The sequence below is a fragment of the Companilactobacillus mindensis DSM 14500 genome, from assembly GCF_001434275.1.
Classification (GTDB): Bacteria; Bacillota; Bacilli; order Lactobacillales; family Lactobacillaceae; genus Companilactobacillus; species Companilactobacillus mindensis.
This window is the reverse complement of the sequence record NZ_AZEZ01000092.1, coordinates 59,118-73,396: the sequence shown is the minus strand read 5'-3', so window position 1 is coordinate 73,396 and position 14,279 is coordinate 59,118. Positions and strand designations below refer to the sequence as shown.

The 14,279-nt window shown below is 39.9% G+C and carries 12 protein-coding genes; all 12 read right to left on the bottom strand.

Annotation, left to right across the window (positions count from 1 at the left end; genetic code table 11):
• Nucleotides 1-73 precede the first annotated feature (73 nt).
• Entirely contained in the window at nucleotides 74-2,926 is a 2,853-nt protein-coding gene (uvrA, locus tag FD29_RS08685; protein WP_057888548.1) for an excinuclease ABC subunit UvrA, read from the bottom strand.
• Nucleotides 2,927-2,928: 2 nt separating this feature from the next.
• Entirely contained in the window at nucleotides 2,929-4,938 is a 2,010-nt protein-coding gene (uvrB, locus tag FD29_RS08680; protein WP_057888547.1) for an excinuclease ABC subunit UvrB, read from the bottom strand.
• Nucleotides 4,939-5,062: 124 nt separating this feature from the next.
• Nucleotides 5,063-6,307, bottom strand: a complete 1,245-nt coding sequence (locus tag FD29_RS08675) for an MFS transporter (RefSeq protein ID WP_057888546.1) — start codon at nucleotides 6,305-6,307, stop codon at nucleotides 5,063-5,065.
• Nucleotides 6,308-6,321: 14 nt separating this feature from the next.
• Nucleotides 6,322-7,614 (bottom strand): alkaline phosphatase family protein, encoded by a 1,293-nt coding sequence (locus FD29_RS08670; RefSeq protein WP_057888545.1) that lies wholly within the window; start codon nucleotides 7,612-7,614, stop codon nucleotides 6,322-6,324.
• A 125-nt stretch (nucleotides 7,615-7,739) separates the two neighbouring features.
• Complete coding sequence (locus tag FD29_RS08665) at nucleotides 7,740-9,458, bottom strand: phospho-sugar mutase (protein ID WP_057888544.1); 1,719 nt, start codon at nucleotides 9,456-9,458, stop codon at nucleotides 7,740-7,742.
• A 133-nt stretch (nucleotides 9,459-9,591) separates the two neighbouring features.
• Nucleotides 9,592-9,846, bottom strand: coding sequence for a helix-turn-helix domain-containing protein (locus FD29_RS08660; RefSeq protein ID WP_057888543.1), 255 nt, complete (start codon nucleotides 9,844-9,846; stop codon nucleotides 9,592-9,594).
• A 185-nt stretch (nucleotides 9,847-10,031) separates the two neighbouring features.
• Entirely contained in the window at nucleotides 10,032-10,973 is a 942-nt protein-coding gene (gene trxB / locus FD29_RS08655; RefSeq protein WP_057888542.1) for a thioredoxin-disulfide reductase, read from the bottom strand.
• Nucleotides 10,974-11,037: 64 nt separating this feature from the next.
• A complete protein-coding gene (gene lgt / locus FD29_RS08650; RefSeq protein ID WP_057888541.1) occupies nucleotides 11,038-11,853 on the bottom strand; it encodes a prolipoprotein diacylglyceryl transferase in 816 nt (271 codons plus the stop codon).
• Nucleotides 11,853-12,812, bottom strand: coding sequence for an HPr(Ser) kinase/phosphatase (gene hprK, locus FD29_RS08645; protein WP_057888540.1), 960 nt, complete (start codon nucleotides 12,810-12,812; stop codon nucleotides 11,853-11,855). Before hprK ends, lgt begins: the two co-directional genes overlap by 1 nt.
• A 64-nt stretch (nucleotides 12,813-12,876) precedes the next feature.
• Nucleotides 12,877-13,245, bottom strand: a complete 369-nt coding sequence (locus FD29_RS08640) for a phage holin family protein (RefSeq protein ID WP_057888539.1) — start codon at nucleotides 13,243-13,245, stop codon at nucleotides 12,877-12,879.
• Between the two features lie 29 nt (nucleotides 13,246-13,274).
• A complete protein-coding gene (locus FD29_RS08635) occupies nucleotides 13,275-13,526 on the bottom strand; it encodes a PspC domain-containing protein (protein ID WP_057888538.1) in 252 nt (83 codons plus the stop codon).
• 56 nt (nucleotides 13,527-13,582) lie between these two features.
• Complete coding sequence (gene phoU, locus FD29_RS08630) at nucleotides 13,583-14,272, bottom strand: phosphate signaling complex protein PhoU (protein ID WP_057888537.1); 690 nt, start codon at nucleotides 14,270-14,272, stop codon at nucleotides 13,583-13,585.
• Between the last annotated feature and the right edge of the window lie 7 nt (nucleotides 14,273-14,279).

Below are 14,279 nucleotides of genomic sequence, written 5' to 3'. Positions count from 1 at the left end.
ACCAAAGTTGAAAAAGAACTAAAAATTTGAATCAAAAGTCTTTTTGAATTAATGTTCAAAAATTAAATAGATCTTATTTTTCAGCATCTTTCGTACGTTTAGTATCACGTTCTAAAACTGGTTTCAAATATTGACCAGTGTAACTCTTCTTGATTTTACTGATGTCTTCAGGGGTACCAGTACCAACGATCGTACCGCCACCTTCGCCACCTTCTGGACCAAGGTCGATCAACCAATCAGCTGATTTGACCACATCCAAATTGTGTTCGATAACAAGGACCGTATTGCCCTCATCGACTAAGCGTTGCAATACTTCCAAAAGCCGTTTGATATCATCCGTATGCAAACCAGTTGTAGGTTCATCTAGGATGTAGAAGTTCTTGCCGTTAGACTTCTTATAAAGTTCTGAGGCTAGCTTCATCCGTTGCGCTTCACCACCAGATAATTGTGTAGCGGATTGACCCAACGAAACGTACCCTAGACCAACGTCAACGATCGTTTGTAACTTCCGTTTGATCTTAGGAATGTTGCTAAAGAATTCAAGGGCCTCTTTAACTTTCATATCAAGCACTTGGGCAATGTTCTTACCCTTATAAGTTACTTCCAAAGTCTCGGAATTGTAACGCGTACCATGACAAACTTCACACGGAACGTAAACGTCGGGCAAGAAATTCATCTCAATTTTGATGATCCCGTCACCACGACAATTTTCACAGCGACCGCCTTTAACGTTGAAGGAGAATCTGCCCTTCTTGTAGCCACGCAATTTAGCCTCATTCGTCTGCGCAAATAAATCCCGTACGTCATCAAAAACTCCAGTATATGTAGCTGGATTACTTCTGGGCGTCCGTCCGATTGGACTTTGATCAATGGCAATCATTTTTTCAAGGTTCTCGTAGCCAGTAATTTTCTTGTATTTACCAGGCTTTTCTGAATTGTGATTCATCTTCTGAGCTAAAGCTCGCTTCAAGATCATATTGACCAAAGTTGATTTACCAGAACCAGAAACCCCAGTTACAACAATGAATTCGCCTAAAGGAAACTTCACGTTCAACTTTTTGAGATTATTTTCAGCTGCGCCGTAAACTTCAACGAATTCTCCATTGCCTGGACGGCGTTTGAGTGGCACTGGTACAAATTTCTTACCGGATAAATATTGACCCGTCAATGACTTGGGATTCTTTTCAACTTCTTCAGGCGTCCCTGCAGCCACGATCTGACCACCTGCTTCACCAGCACCCGGACCAACATCGATCAAATAGTCAGCCGCACGCATAGTATCTTCATCGTGCTCAACTACGATCAACGTATTGCCTAGGTCACGCATCTTCTTCAAGGAACTGATCAAGCGATCATTATCACGCTGATGCAAACCGATCGATGGCTCATCAAGAATGTACATCACCCCCGACAAATTAGAACCGATCTGCGTAGCCAAACGAATTCGTTGTGCTTCGCCACCAGAGAGCGTTCCCGCTGATCTAGATAGTGACAAGTATTCCAAACCAACATTGATCAAGAAACTCAAGCGATCCTTGACCTCTTTCAAAATCGGTTTAGCAATCACCGTATCTTGTTCGCCAAAAGTAACTTGCTTGAAGAATGGAAGTTCATCTTTGATCGACATGTCAGATACTTCAGCGATATCATGGCCACTGATTTTCACAGCCAAGGCTTGACGATTCAAGCGTTTACCGTGACAAACTGGACATTTCAATTCAGTCATATATTTACGCATGACTTCCCGAGTAAAGTCACTGTTAGTTTCCTTGTAGCGGCGATTGATGTTAGGAATGACACCTTCAAATGGCACATCAACATCACGCACGCCACCAAAATCATTCTCATAGTGGAAGTGGAAATTCTTGCCATCAGAACCGTTCAGAATAATCTCTTGATCCTTAGCTGGCAATTTCTCAAATGGTGTATTCATGTCGATGCCAAATTCTTTACAAGCTTGCGCCAACATCTCCGGATAATACTGTGAACTGATAGGGTTCCAAGGTTGGATAGCTCCTTGGGCCAAAGTTTTACTTGGATCAGGAATAACCAGATCCATATCGACTTCTAGCTTGACGCCCAAACCATCACAGTTCTCACAGGCACCAAAGGGTGCATTGAATGAGAACAAACGAGGTTCTAGTTCGCCAACAGTGAAGCCACAGAGCGGACAAGCATTCTTTTCAGAGAAAACCATCATGTCAGATCCAATGACGTCAACGTTCATATAGCCATCCGACAAGCGCAAAGCCGCTTCAACTGAATCGAACAAACGTGACTTGATATGGTCGTTGATCACGATACGGTCAACGACAACATCGATATCATGTTTTTTATTCTTATCCAATTCAATATCTTCACTGATATCACGAGTTTCGCCATCAACTCTGATTCTGACGTAACCTTGTTTCTTGATTTGATTCAAGGCTTTTTTGTGTTGGCCACGTTTAGCTCTGATGACAGGTGACAAAATTTGTAATTTTGTACCATCTTCCAAGGCCAAAATAGCATCAACCATTTGTTGCGCTGATTGGCTAGTGATCTTGGTTCCGTCATTAGGACAAATTGAAGTCCCAACACGTGCCCATAACAGACGCAAATAGTCATTGATCTCCGTAACGGTTCCGACAGTTGAACGTGGGTTCTTGGAAGTCGTCTTTTGGTCGATCGAGATGGCTGGACTCAATCCATCGATCGAATCGACATCTGGCTTATCCATCTGCCCTAAAAATTGTCGAGCGTACGAAGATAGACTTTCAACGTAACGTCTTTGGCCTTCAGCATACAGCGTATCAAAAGCTAATGAACTCTTACCAGAGCCTGACAGACCAGTCATGACGACTAATTTGTCACGTGGTATCGTTACATCAATATTTTTTAAATTATGTGCCCGCGCACCATGAATAACAATCTTATCATTTAACATATTTATTTCATTTCCGCCTTTAATTCCAAAATCGTATCACGCAGATTGGCTGCAGCTTCGAAGTCTAACTTCTTAGCAGCTGATTCCATCTGTTCATTCAGATTGGCAAGTAACTCTTCACGTTCTTTCTTGCTCATATCCTTAAAGTCGATATCGTCGTCGATCTTTTCAGTCTCAGATGAGGTGTTGTCGACCTTCTGGAACATAGAAATGGCATCTCGAATCGGTTTAACGATCGTCTTTGGTGTCACGCCGTGTTCCTCATTGAATTTTTCTTGTAGCTTACGTCGACGTGCAGTCGCATCTATTGCGCCCCGCATTGAATCAGTAATCTCGTCGGCATACATGATAACTTTACCATGTTCATTCCGAGATGCACGTCCAATGATCTGTACGAGTGAACGTTCTGAACGCAAAAAGCCTTCCTTGTCAGCATCCAAAATTGCAATCAGTGAAACTTCTGGCACATCGATACCTTCACGTAGCAAATTGATACCGATCAAGACGTCGAATTTGCCCAAACGTAAGTCACGAATGATCTTCGTTCTTTCCAAAGTTTTAATATCACTGTGCAAATAACGTACCTTAATACCTAAATCTTTGAAATAATCGGTCAGATCTTCGGCCATCTTCTTAGTCAAAGTCGTTACGAAGACACGCTCGTGCTTTTCAACTCGGTCGTTGATCTCAGCTACTAAGTCGTCGATCTGTCCCATAATTGGACGGACTTCGATCTTTGGATCCAATAAACCAGTAGGACGGATGATCTGTTCGGCCAAGTGATCCGTGCGGTTCATTTCGTAAGGACCCGGCGTAGCTGAAACATAAAGGATCCGATTGACGTGTTTTTCAAACTCATCCAACTTCAAAGGACGGTTGTCCAATGCACTAGGTAAACGAAAACCATAATCGACCAATTGCTGCTTTCTAGCACGATCTCCATTATACATACCTCGAATCTGTGGCATTGTTACGTGAGATTCATCGATCATAATGTTGAAATCTTTGGGGAAGAAATCAAGCAAGGTAAATGGTGGTTCCCCTTCAGCTCTTCCTTCCATGTGACGTGAATAGTTCTCGATACCTGAGGTGTAGCCCATTTCACGCATCATTTCAATATCGTATTCGGTCCGTTGCTTGATTCGTTGTGCTTCTAGCAACTTACCTTCTTTAGTAAATTTATCGATTTGCACATCCATTTCATTTTTGATGCGGTCCAAAGCTTGTTCCATCTTGGAATCGCTGATCATAAAGTGAGTGGCTGGGAAAATGCCAATGTGGTCCATCGCACCCTTAACCTCACCAGTCAAAGCATCCATTTCGATAATTCGATCGATCTCATCACCGAAAAATTCAACTCGGATAGCATTGTCGTCACGTGAAGCTGGGAAAATATCCACAACATCCCCACGAACTCTAAAACGACCACGTTGGAAATCGATGTCGTTTCTTTCGAATTGATTGTCGACTAATTCTTCCAATAATTTGTCACGAGCAATCGTTTGGCCGACCCGCAAAGAAATTATACTGTCAGCGTATTCTCTTGGATCACCTAAACCGAAGATACATGACACTGAAGCTACGACGATCACATCATTACGCTCCAAAAGTGAGCTGGTTGCCGAGTGACGCAATTTATCGATTTCATCATTGATACTGGAATCTTTTTCGATATAAGTATCACTAGAAGGCACATAGGCTTCTGGTTGGTAATAATCATAATAACTGACAAAATACTCCACGGCATTATTAGGGAAAAATTCTTTGAATTCACCGTAAAGTTGACCAGCTAAAGTCTTATTGTGAGAAATAATCAACGTTGGTTTGTTGAGATTCTTGATGACATTAGCCATGGTGAATGTTTTACCAGTACCAGTTGCCCCTTCGAGCACGACTTCCTTGTCGCCAGCTTGAAAATCTTTAGTTATTTTATCGATGGCTTGGGCTTGATCTCCAGCAGGAGAATATTTTGAAACTAGATCAAATTTATTATCATTTACTCTATCTATCACGGACTCATTTACCCCCTCATGAGCTAAAAAATACACCTAACTCTTGCATGAATTAGATGTAATCTTTGTTAGTCTGATTTCGCTGTTTCAATAATAACATAGCGAACATATTTTCGCCATCTATTTACTTATCAGTTGTTAAGCGTGGCAACATTAAGAAAATCACCAAACCAATCAAGAACAAAATACTCAATGATGCGGCCCCAATCGTTGATTTACCAGTCATTTGTGTCACTATTCCTACTAAGACTGGACCCATTACAGCGGAAAATTTACCTAAAATATTATAAAATCCGAAGAATTCACTACCAGATTTTTTAGGGATCAATTTACCAAAGTAAGACCGACTCAAGGCTTGAATTCCACCTTGGCTAGTTCCAACCAATACGGCTAAGATCCAGAAATCCGTTGTGGTGTGTAGTTTCAAAGCATAAAGACAAATACCAAAGTAAAGTACGATGGCTAATAAAATACCCTTGCGAGTTGAAATTTGATTGGCAATCCAACCGTACAAAATGGAAAATGGAAAAGCTACTAATTGAACAACTAATAAAACTAGCATCAAAGTCGTAGTAGTAATTCCCATGTCCATACCGATCGAAGTCGCCATCGTAAAGATCGTATCGACCCCATCGATGTAAAAGAAGTACGCTACTAAAAACCAAGCGGCCACTTTATATTGGCGCAAGTGCGTAATAGTTTCCCAAACTCGCTTGAAACTGGACGTGACTGGGTGAGGATTTTCTGGCAACGAATAAACTTGTTTAACATTTTTCAAAAGTGGAATAAAGAAGATGATCCACCAAATTGCTGCCAACAAGAAACTCCAACGAGCCACGCCATAGCTCGACAACAATCCAAAGCCACTAGTCAACTGTAAGACTAAGAACAAAATAAAAGCGATGACGCCACCTAAATATCCGTACGCATAGCCGTTAGACGACAAAGCATCCATTTGCGCATTGTCAGCCACATCGGTCAGAAAACTGTCATAAAATAAATTTCCCGCCGAATAGCCGATGATCGATAGTATATAAACGCCCAGTAACAGTTGCCATTGATTTGACGGCACGATGGCTAATCCAAACGTCATAATGATACCTAAAAAAGAAAAGAAACTTAACAAGCGTTTCTTATGGTGCGGATAATCCGCTAAAGCACCCAATACTGGCGCCAAAATTGAAACTATTAAAGTCCCAAAACTATTGGCATAACCCCAAAAAGCCGTGGCATTAGCTTGTGTGACCCCAGAGTTTTGCGCTACTGATTTGAAGTAGACTGGCAAAACGGCTGTGGTAACAATGATGCCATAGCCTGAGTTGGCCCAATCGTAAAAGATCCAACTCCATTGTTTTTTATTAAATCTCATAAATTCCCTCTATTCTAATCGCGAAATACATCCTCGAGCACAGTTCCAGCCAATGGTTCAGGGAACTTTAAGCCTAATAATTTAGCGAAAGTTGGTGCCTCATCAACTAAATTAGCTTGATCGATAGTTTGATTCTCTTTGACCATTGGGCCATTGAAAATTAGCGTAGTTTTGTAGCCTGGCTTATCAGGGGCGTAACCGTGGACGCCTTGATAGCGATCAGCATCCCCCATCATCTCCGGCATGACCTTTTCAACAACTTGCGCACGTTCGCTTTCGTCAGTGAAATAATACCCCGCCTTAGCTTCTACCATCAGCGTACATTCGGGGTCTGCACCACGGGCGATAGCTTCTTGTTGCGAATAGATGCGTTCGATTCCTTCGACTCCACTCAACAAATCTCGCAAACGTTCCAATTGATCAAAGTTTCTCGTATAAATGTACGTGCAGCCGTCACAAGTCTTAGCCATCACGCGCCAATCATTTTTGAATGTCTGGTCCGGTCTAGGCGTTACCCAACCACGTTTGGCAAACAAAGTATTCAGATGGATCATCTTATCGACGTTGATCTGATAATGATCGCCTAAGATCACAAAATTAGTATCTTCAAAAGTACCTGCTGCTTTAGTAGCCGCAATTACTTTTGCCACATGGTTATCAAGTCGATGCAAAGCCTCCATGGCCTCATCGGAACGTACGCCATAACGGTGACGCATACTGTCCATATCTACTAAGTGCAACAACGTTAAATTAGGCTTCTTATTCTTGATCGTATCGACTGCGCAAGTGGTAATAAATTCGTCCAACTGTGGTTGATGAATTCCATTGCGTAATTTGCCGTACTTTTGGTTCATTTCCAAAATAAACAGTGGTGAACTAGCTTTCAAGGATACTAAAACTTGATTAGTCCAAATCCTGTTAGGAAAAATCTCCGCCAAATTATAGTTGATTTTGCTTCCGGCTGTGACTGGCCACAAAAAAGCTGCCGTCTTCAAGTTTTGTTTACGTGCTAAATCATATAATGTCGGTACTTTAACATCTTTTTGATACCAGAACCAATCTGGCGACCGGCGTTGCGTTTGAATTTTGGTATTATTCACAATTCCGTGAACATTGGGATATTGTCCCGTAATAATCGTGGTATGCGATGGATAGGTCAAAGTCGGATAAATTCCCTTAACTTCTTTGACCCAAGTTCCACCATTGACCAATTTATTTAAAGTTGGCAATTCGGATCGATGCTCGTTGATATCTCTAAATCCTAAAGAATCAAGCGAAATAATAACTAAATGTTGATTTGTAGACAATATGTTCTCCCCTTTTCACAAACTACATGAAAATATTATATCGCAGTTGTGAAAGGCTTGTAACGTACAAAAAAAGGATAGAAACAAATTTGAACTTTTGTTTCTATCCTTTAGTCTTTAAATTTTTATTCCCAGCCTTCGACTTCTTTACTGAAATCGGCTAATTTTTGAGCGGCACCAGCTTCGGTATCGCTCTTAACACCAATGTAGAATTTCATCTTTGGTTCTGTACCAGAAGGTCTAGCAGCGACCCAAGTGTCATCAGCTAAGACGTACTTCAAAACGTTAGCTTTTGGCAAGCCAGTTTCTTTAGTACCGTCCGCAGTAACATCAGTATCGTTTAAATAATCGATTGTTTCAACGACTTTAACGCCATTGATCTGTTCGATTCCTTCTGTACGTAGTGTCTTCATGATCTTAGCCATCTTATCCTTACCTGAGATTCCGGCAAAAGTCTTTGAGACAGTCTTTTCACGATAATAGCCAAATTCTGAATAAAGATCTTCTAAGGCATCGTAAATAGTTTTATTCTTTGATTCATAATAAGCAGCGGCTTCAGCAAGCAACAAGGTCGATTGCATAGCATCCTTATCACGAACAAATGGCTTTACAAGATAACCATAACTTTCTTCGAATCCGAAGAGGAATTCGTTGCTACCTGTTTCTTCAAATTGTTCGATCTTTTCAGCAATATACTTGAATCCTGTTAAAACATCGAACATCTTAATATCATATTTGTTAGCAATCGCCGTAGCCAATTCAGAAGAAACGATCGACTTAACGACTGCACCGTTAGCTGGCAAAGTATTCAAGTTCTTTTTGGCTTGCAACAAGTAATTCAAAAGAACTGAAGCAATTTGATTACCAGTCATTAATTTATACGAGCCATCTGGTTGTCTAACCGCAGCCCCTAATCTATCAGCATCAGGATCAGTTGCAATCAAGATGTTGGCACCGATCTTTTGACCACGCTTAATTGCAAGGTCAAAGGTTTGGGCAAATTCAGGGTTAGGGAAAGGCGTTGTAGCAAATTCGGGATCTAAGATGGCTTGTTCAGTTACCATGTCAAAATTCTTGAATCCTAATTTTTGGAAGATTCTTGGAGCAATCATCTTCCCGGTACCATGTAATGGCGAATAAACGAATTTCATCGTATCGCCGATATCGTGGATCAACTTAGGATTAACGATAACTGTCTCTAGATTTTTCATGTAATCTAAATCGACGTCTTCACCGATTAATGTCAATAATTTTTGTTCGCGTAACTTCATTACTGACATGACTTTAATACTGAAGAGGTCGCTAGCCTTTCTAGCAAAGCTAGTAATATTGTCTGATTCCTTAGGTGGCATTTGTCCACCATCGGGACCATAGATTTTGAAACCATTGTATTGTTTAGGATTATGACTAGCTGTAATCATGATTCCGGCATACGTGTGCAGGCTTCTTACAGCAAAAGATAATTCTGGCGTTGGTCTCAAACTGTCGAATACATAACTGTGAATTCCGTGAACACCTAGAACTTTAGCTGATTCATAGGCAAAGTCTTGTGAATAGTAACGTGAGTCGTAACTTATCGCTACACCTTGCTCTTTGACCTTGTCGTCCAAAGTATCCATAAATGAAGCCAAACCTTCAGTAGCTTGACGAACAGTATATATATTCATCCGATTGATACCAGGTCCAATCAACCCACGCATACCAGCTGTACCAAACTCCATAGGTTCATAAAATGCTTCTTCGGCTACTTTATCATCCTGTTTCATTTCGTCCAGTTGTTCTTTCATATCTGGATCTAAATCTTTATAGTCGAGCCATTGTTGCATGTTATCTTGCCAAGACATTAACGTTGTCCTCCTAATTTGTAAGTACTTACAGTCATTATATCAATCCTTCAGTACTATTAAAATTTGATTTACACAACTTTAACAATAAATCTTTAAAATATACTTAAAATTGTGCGCTCAAATTTTCAAATTAGTGGAATTCGCTACTAATAATGCGGTTGATATCCGTATCATAGTATCTTGCTAGAGCAATCAAAGTATCGATATCAGGCATTCTGATACCTGTTTCATAGTGAGATAAAGTTGTGACGTCGATATTAAGATTTTGAGCAACTTCTTTTTGAGTTACATTCTTTTCTCTTCTGAGTAATTTCAAATTCTTGGCAATGTTAAAACCTGATTCGTGCATTAATCTATTCAAGTTTTTGTCTACTACTTCACGCATAAAAATCACTTCCTGTCTTTTTATTTAATTATATGTTTAAACATGTACGAAGTGGAATCAATTTTAGATAATTTAATTTTCAATATTTAAACAATTACTATTAAATTAAGACATGAAAAAAGGACCATGAAAATGGATAATTTACCCACTTTCATAATCCTCAAGTTAAATTTTATTAATTATGTTTATTTAGCAGCAACTTTGTCATCAGAAAGTTCTTGGATGTAATTGTATGCTTGTTGACCGGCAATACCACCCTCACCAACAGCTGTAGCAATTTGACGCAAGTCTTTCTTTCTAACATCACCAACCGCAAAGATTCCGGGAACTTTAGTTTCCATGTGGTCGTTGGTATCGATCCAACCGTCTTCATCAAGTACGCCTAAGCCCTTGAATGAAGCAGTCATTGGTTTGATACCAACATAGATGAAGGCCCCTTTAGAAGGAACAACGTGTTCTTCGCCAGTCTTCTTATCTACATATTTAACGCCCGCAACTTTGTCATCTTCACTCATGATCTCTTTAACATCAGCGTTCCAGACGAACTTGATCTTGTCATTCTTGAAAGCACGATCTTGTAAAATCTTTTGAGCACGTAGTTGATCACGACGGTGAATAATAGTTACCGATTTAGCTAATTGTGTTAAATAAATACCTTCTTCAACGGCAGAATCGCCACCACCAATAACGGCAACGTCCATTCCTTTAAAGAATGCTCCATCACAGACAGCACAGTAAGAAACCCCACGGCCTGATAATTCTTCCTCACCAGGTACGCCAATCTTCTTATATTGTGAACCAGTCGCAATGATCAAAGCTTTAGTTTCGTAGTCGCCATCATCAGTATGGATGATTTTAACATTTCCCTTATCCTCCACTGATTCAACGGCACCATAGCCAAAGTCAGCTCCAAATTGAGTTGATGATTTATACATCTTCTCACTCAAGTCTGGTCCCAAGATTGAATCAAATCCGGGATAATTCTCGATTGCGGCGGTGTTATTCATTTGTCCACCATAGATACCACGATCAAGGATCATTACTGATAAGTTAGCTCTTGAAGCATACAAAGCTGCGGTTAAGCCACCAGGTCCCGCTCCAATAACTACTACATCATATGTTTTCATCGTCGATTACCTCCTATTACTCAACAAATATTACCATTTATTTTCAACTTAGCAATTAAATTGCTCACAATTCATTATACCAAGGTTCTTTTAAATTCCGTCGACGATAAATGAACAAACCAATCGCAACGACGAATAAGACCAACGATAACACTTGTGAAACTCTAATACCAGGCATGATGTACAAACTATCCGTCCGCATCCCTTCAACAAAGAATCTGACTGCTGGATACCAGATCAGATAAGTCAAGAATACTTCGCCTCGTTTAAAGAGATGGGTCTTATTACGTAAAACTAAAATTAAAATCAAGCCGATCAAATTACCAACTGATTCATATAAGAATGTTGGTTGCCGATAAGCTCCGTTGATGTACATCTGTTCGATGATAAAATGTGGCAAATGTAGTGACTGCAAGAAGTCTAAACTAGTTTTAGCTCCAAAAGCCTCTTGGTTCATAAAATTGCCCCAGCGACCGACGATCTGACCTAACAGAACTGAAGGTGCAGCAATATCTAGCATCAACCAAGGAGAAATCTTACGTTTGTGACACAAGACCAGCAAAACGACAAAAGCGGCAATCAACCCACCATAAATAGCGATCCCACCATGCCAGATCTTGATGATCTCACCCGGATTAGCTAGATAGAATGGTAATTCAAAGATCACGTAGTAAAGTCTCGCTCCAACTAAGGCAATCGGCACGCCGTATAAAACTAAATCCAAAATATTGTCTGGATCCATGTGTCTTCTTTTGGCCTCACGCATCGCCATAACGACCCCAACTAAGGCACCCATTGCAATAATAATACCGTACCAGTGGATCTCTAATCCAAACAAATTAAACGCTATTGGATTCAATGCTAATAAATCAAAACTCATTACTTGCCCTCTTTATCGTCGTTAGTTTTTGTCTCATTTTCCTTGATCAATTCGCCTAGATTTTCTTCAAACTTCTTTGTGGCGTCATAACCCATATTTTTAGCCCGATAATTCATCGCTGCAACTTCAATGATAATAGAAATATTACGACCAACTTTAACTGGCACTGTAATTTGAGGAACATCCACATCGAAGAAGGTTCTTTTATCTTCCAAAGTTCCGATTCGATCGTAGTTCTTATCAGCAGACCAATTTTCCAAATTAATGATCAATTGGATCTCACTGTTTGAACGCACGGCTCCAGCACCAAAGAGATTCATTACGTCAATAATACCGATACCACGAATTTCCAACAAGTGATTCAAGATCTTAGGTGCTTCACCGACGATAGTCTTTTCATCACGTTGATAGACATCCACACGATCGTCCGCAATCAAACGGTGACCACGCTTAACAAGTTCCAAAGCTGTTTCACTTTTACCAATTCCAGAGTGACCAGTCAAAAGGATTCCAATACCATAGACATCCACCAAGACACCGTGGATCGACTCTCTAGGAGCGAGCTTTTCGTCCAAATACTCAGTAATCATACTTGAGAGACGTGTCGTTGGCAATTCCGAACCGATTACAGGCACATTGTGTTCACTGGCGGCCTTGAGCAATTCTTTACTAGGCTGAATGTTGCGAGAAATAAGCAGTGCTGGGGTATCTTCTCGACATAATTCCAACATGACCTTGTAACGGTTGTTAGCAGTCATTGAACGTGAATATGCTGATTCAGTCTGTCCAAATAATTGAATTCGTTCACTTGGGTAATAATCAAAATAGCCTGTCAATTCGATTCCTGGACGTGAGATATCACTCGTTGTAACTTTCTTGTCGCCTAAGAGATCTTCACCGTTATAAACTTTTAATTCATTATCTTTTACCATTTGTGATACAGTAACAAAATTTGTCATAACCAACCCTCTAATTCTATTTTTATAACAATTTTATCATTAATGAGACAAAAAAAACGCGTTCTTAAACGCGTCTTTGAAAATTATCCATTGTATAGTTGTCGATGATCGAGTTGCAGATTGCCAAAATGACGGCAACTAACAGTGCTGCACCAAAACTACTAAAACCAAAATACTTTGATCCAACCAATGTTGAAGTTAATTCCAAGGTAATTGCATTTATTACGAAGGAGAACAGACCAAAGGTAATAAAAGTAATCGGTAGTGAAATGATATGCAATATTGGCTTGATGGTCCAATTCAAGATCACCAAAACGAAACTAGCTAAAATAGCTGTCACTAGACTATCAATATAGAACATACCAGATGGTAAAACTCGCGCTATCGCTAAAAACAATAACGTTTGTACAACCAATTTGATTAATAACTTCATTTTATACCCTCATTTAACTCTCTTTTGAATCAGTAATATTTCTTTGATCCTCTAGGAAGATGACGCTTTTTCCTAAAATCAGTCTCTTGAATATTACGTTTCTCAGGAAATGAGAACACGCAAATTATATAAACTAAGATCGTCAAAAAGTATGTCAATGGCGTTAAAAAGATAAACGCCAAGCGGATCCAAGTCGAGTCAATCCCAAAGTACTCACCTAATCCTCCGCAAACACCTGCAAGTAGACGATCAGTACTAGATCTAGTAATTTTATTTTTCATAAAATTTCACCTCAACTTGTTCAAAAAAATATACTACACATTAACAGATTTATCAATTATGACTTAGGATAATTCTCGTCTGCAATATGCTTCTGATTCAGTTCTACCACATGTCCGGTATTCAAGTAAACAACCCATTCACAAATATTGGTTGCATAATCGCCGGCACGTTCCAAATAACTGTCGACCAACATGTACGATGTACCGCTCAAGACGTTTTCGGAAGTTTTTTCCATATCTTCGATACATGACTTATTGATCTTTTCACTGATGTAGTGCACTTTAACATCGCGGCTCGCTACTTCTTCAGCCATCTTACTGTCTCGTTTGAGATAAGCTTCCAAAGAATCTTCAACGATACTTGTAGTCATATCACCCATTTCGGCAATTAATTTTTCGATTTCGGGGATTCTTGTTTCTCCTTTTAATCTAATTGTCTCTTGCGCAATACTGACCGCGTGATCGCCCATTCTTTCCAAATCAGAACTTGCTTTCAAAACTGTTACGATCATTCTAAGATCGGAAGTCACTGGTTGTTGCAAAGCAATCATTTCAAATGATTCTTTTTCCAAATCGACTTCACGCTTGTTGATAATGTGATCGTTATTGATGACCTCTTTAGCCAAAGCTTTGTCGTGTTCAACGTAAGCTTTAACTGATTTCATAATGGCTTCGCTAGCCATCATACCCATTTCTGAGAACCGCAAATGTAAACTATTTAGTTGTTCTTCAAATGTAGTACGCATCTTTTCT

Excerpts from the sequence above, each read along its gene's own strand:
- uvrA (WP_057888548.1), bottom strand. The coding sequence starts at position 2,926 with ATGTTAAATGATAAGATTGTTATTCATGGTGCGCGGGCACATAATTTA.
- FD29_RS08675 (WP_057888546.1), bottom strand. The coding sequence starts at position 6,307 with ATGAGATTTAATAAAAAACAATGGAGTTGGATCTTTTACGATTGGGCC.
- FD29_RS08665 (WP_057888544.1), bottom strand. The coding sequence starts at position 9,458 with ATGTCTTGGCAAGATAACATGCAACAATGGCTCGACTATAAAGATTTA.
- FD29_RS08660 (WP_057888543.1), bottom strand. The coding sequence starts at position 9,846 with ATGCGTGAAGTAGTAGACAAAAACTTGAATAGATTAATGCACGAATCA.
- trxB (WP_057888542.1), bottom strand. The coding sequence starts at position 10,973 with ATGAAAACATATGATGTAGTAGTTATTGGAGCGGGACCTGGTGGCTTA.
- lgt (WP_057888541.1), bottom strand. The coding sequence starts at position 11,853 with ATGAGTTTTGATTTATTAGCATTGAATCCAATAGCGTTTAATTTGTTT.
- hprK (WP_057888540.1), bottom strand. The coding sequence starts at position 12,812 with ATGACAAATTTTGTTACTGTATCACAAATGGTAAAAGATAATGAATTA.
- FD29_RS08640 (WP_057888539.1), bottom strand. The coding sequence starts at position 13,245 with ATGAAGTTATTAATCAAATTGGTTGTACAAACGTTATTGTTTTTAGCG.
- FD29_RS08635 (WP_057888538.1), bottom strand. The coding sequence starts at position 13,526 with ATGAAAAATAAAATTACTAGATCTAGTACTGATCGTCTACTTGCAGGT.
- phoU (WP_057888537.1), bottom strand. The coding sequence starts at position 14,272 with ATGCGTACTACATTTGAAGAACAACTAAATAGTTTACATTTGCGGTTC.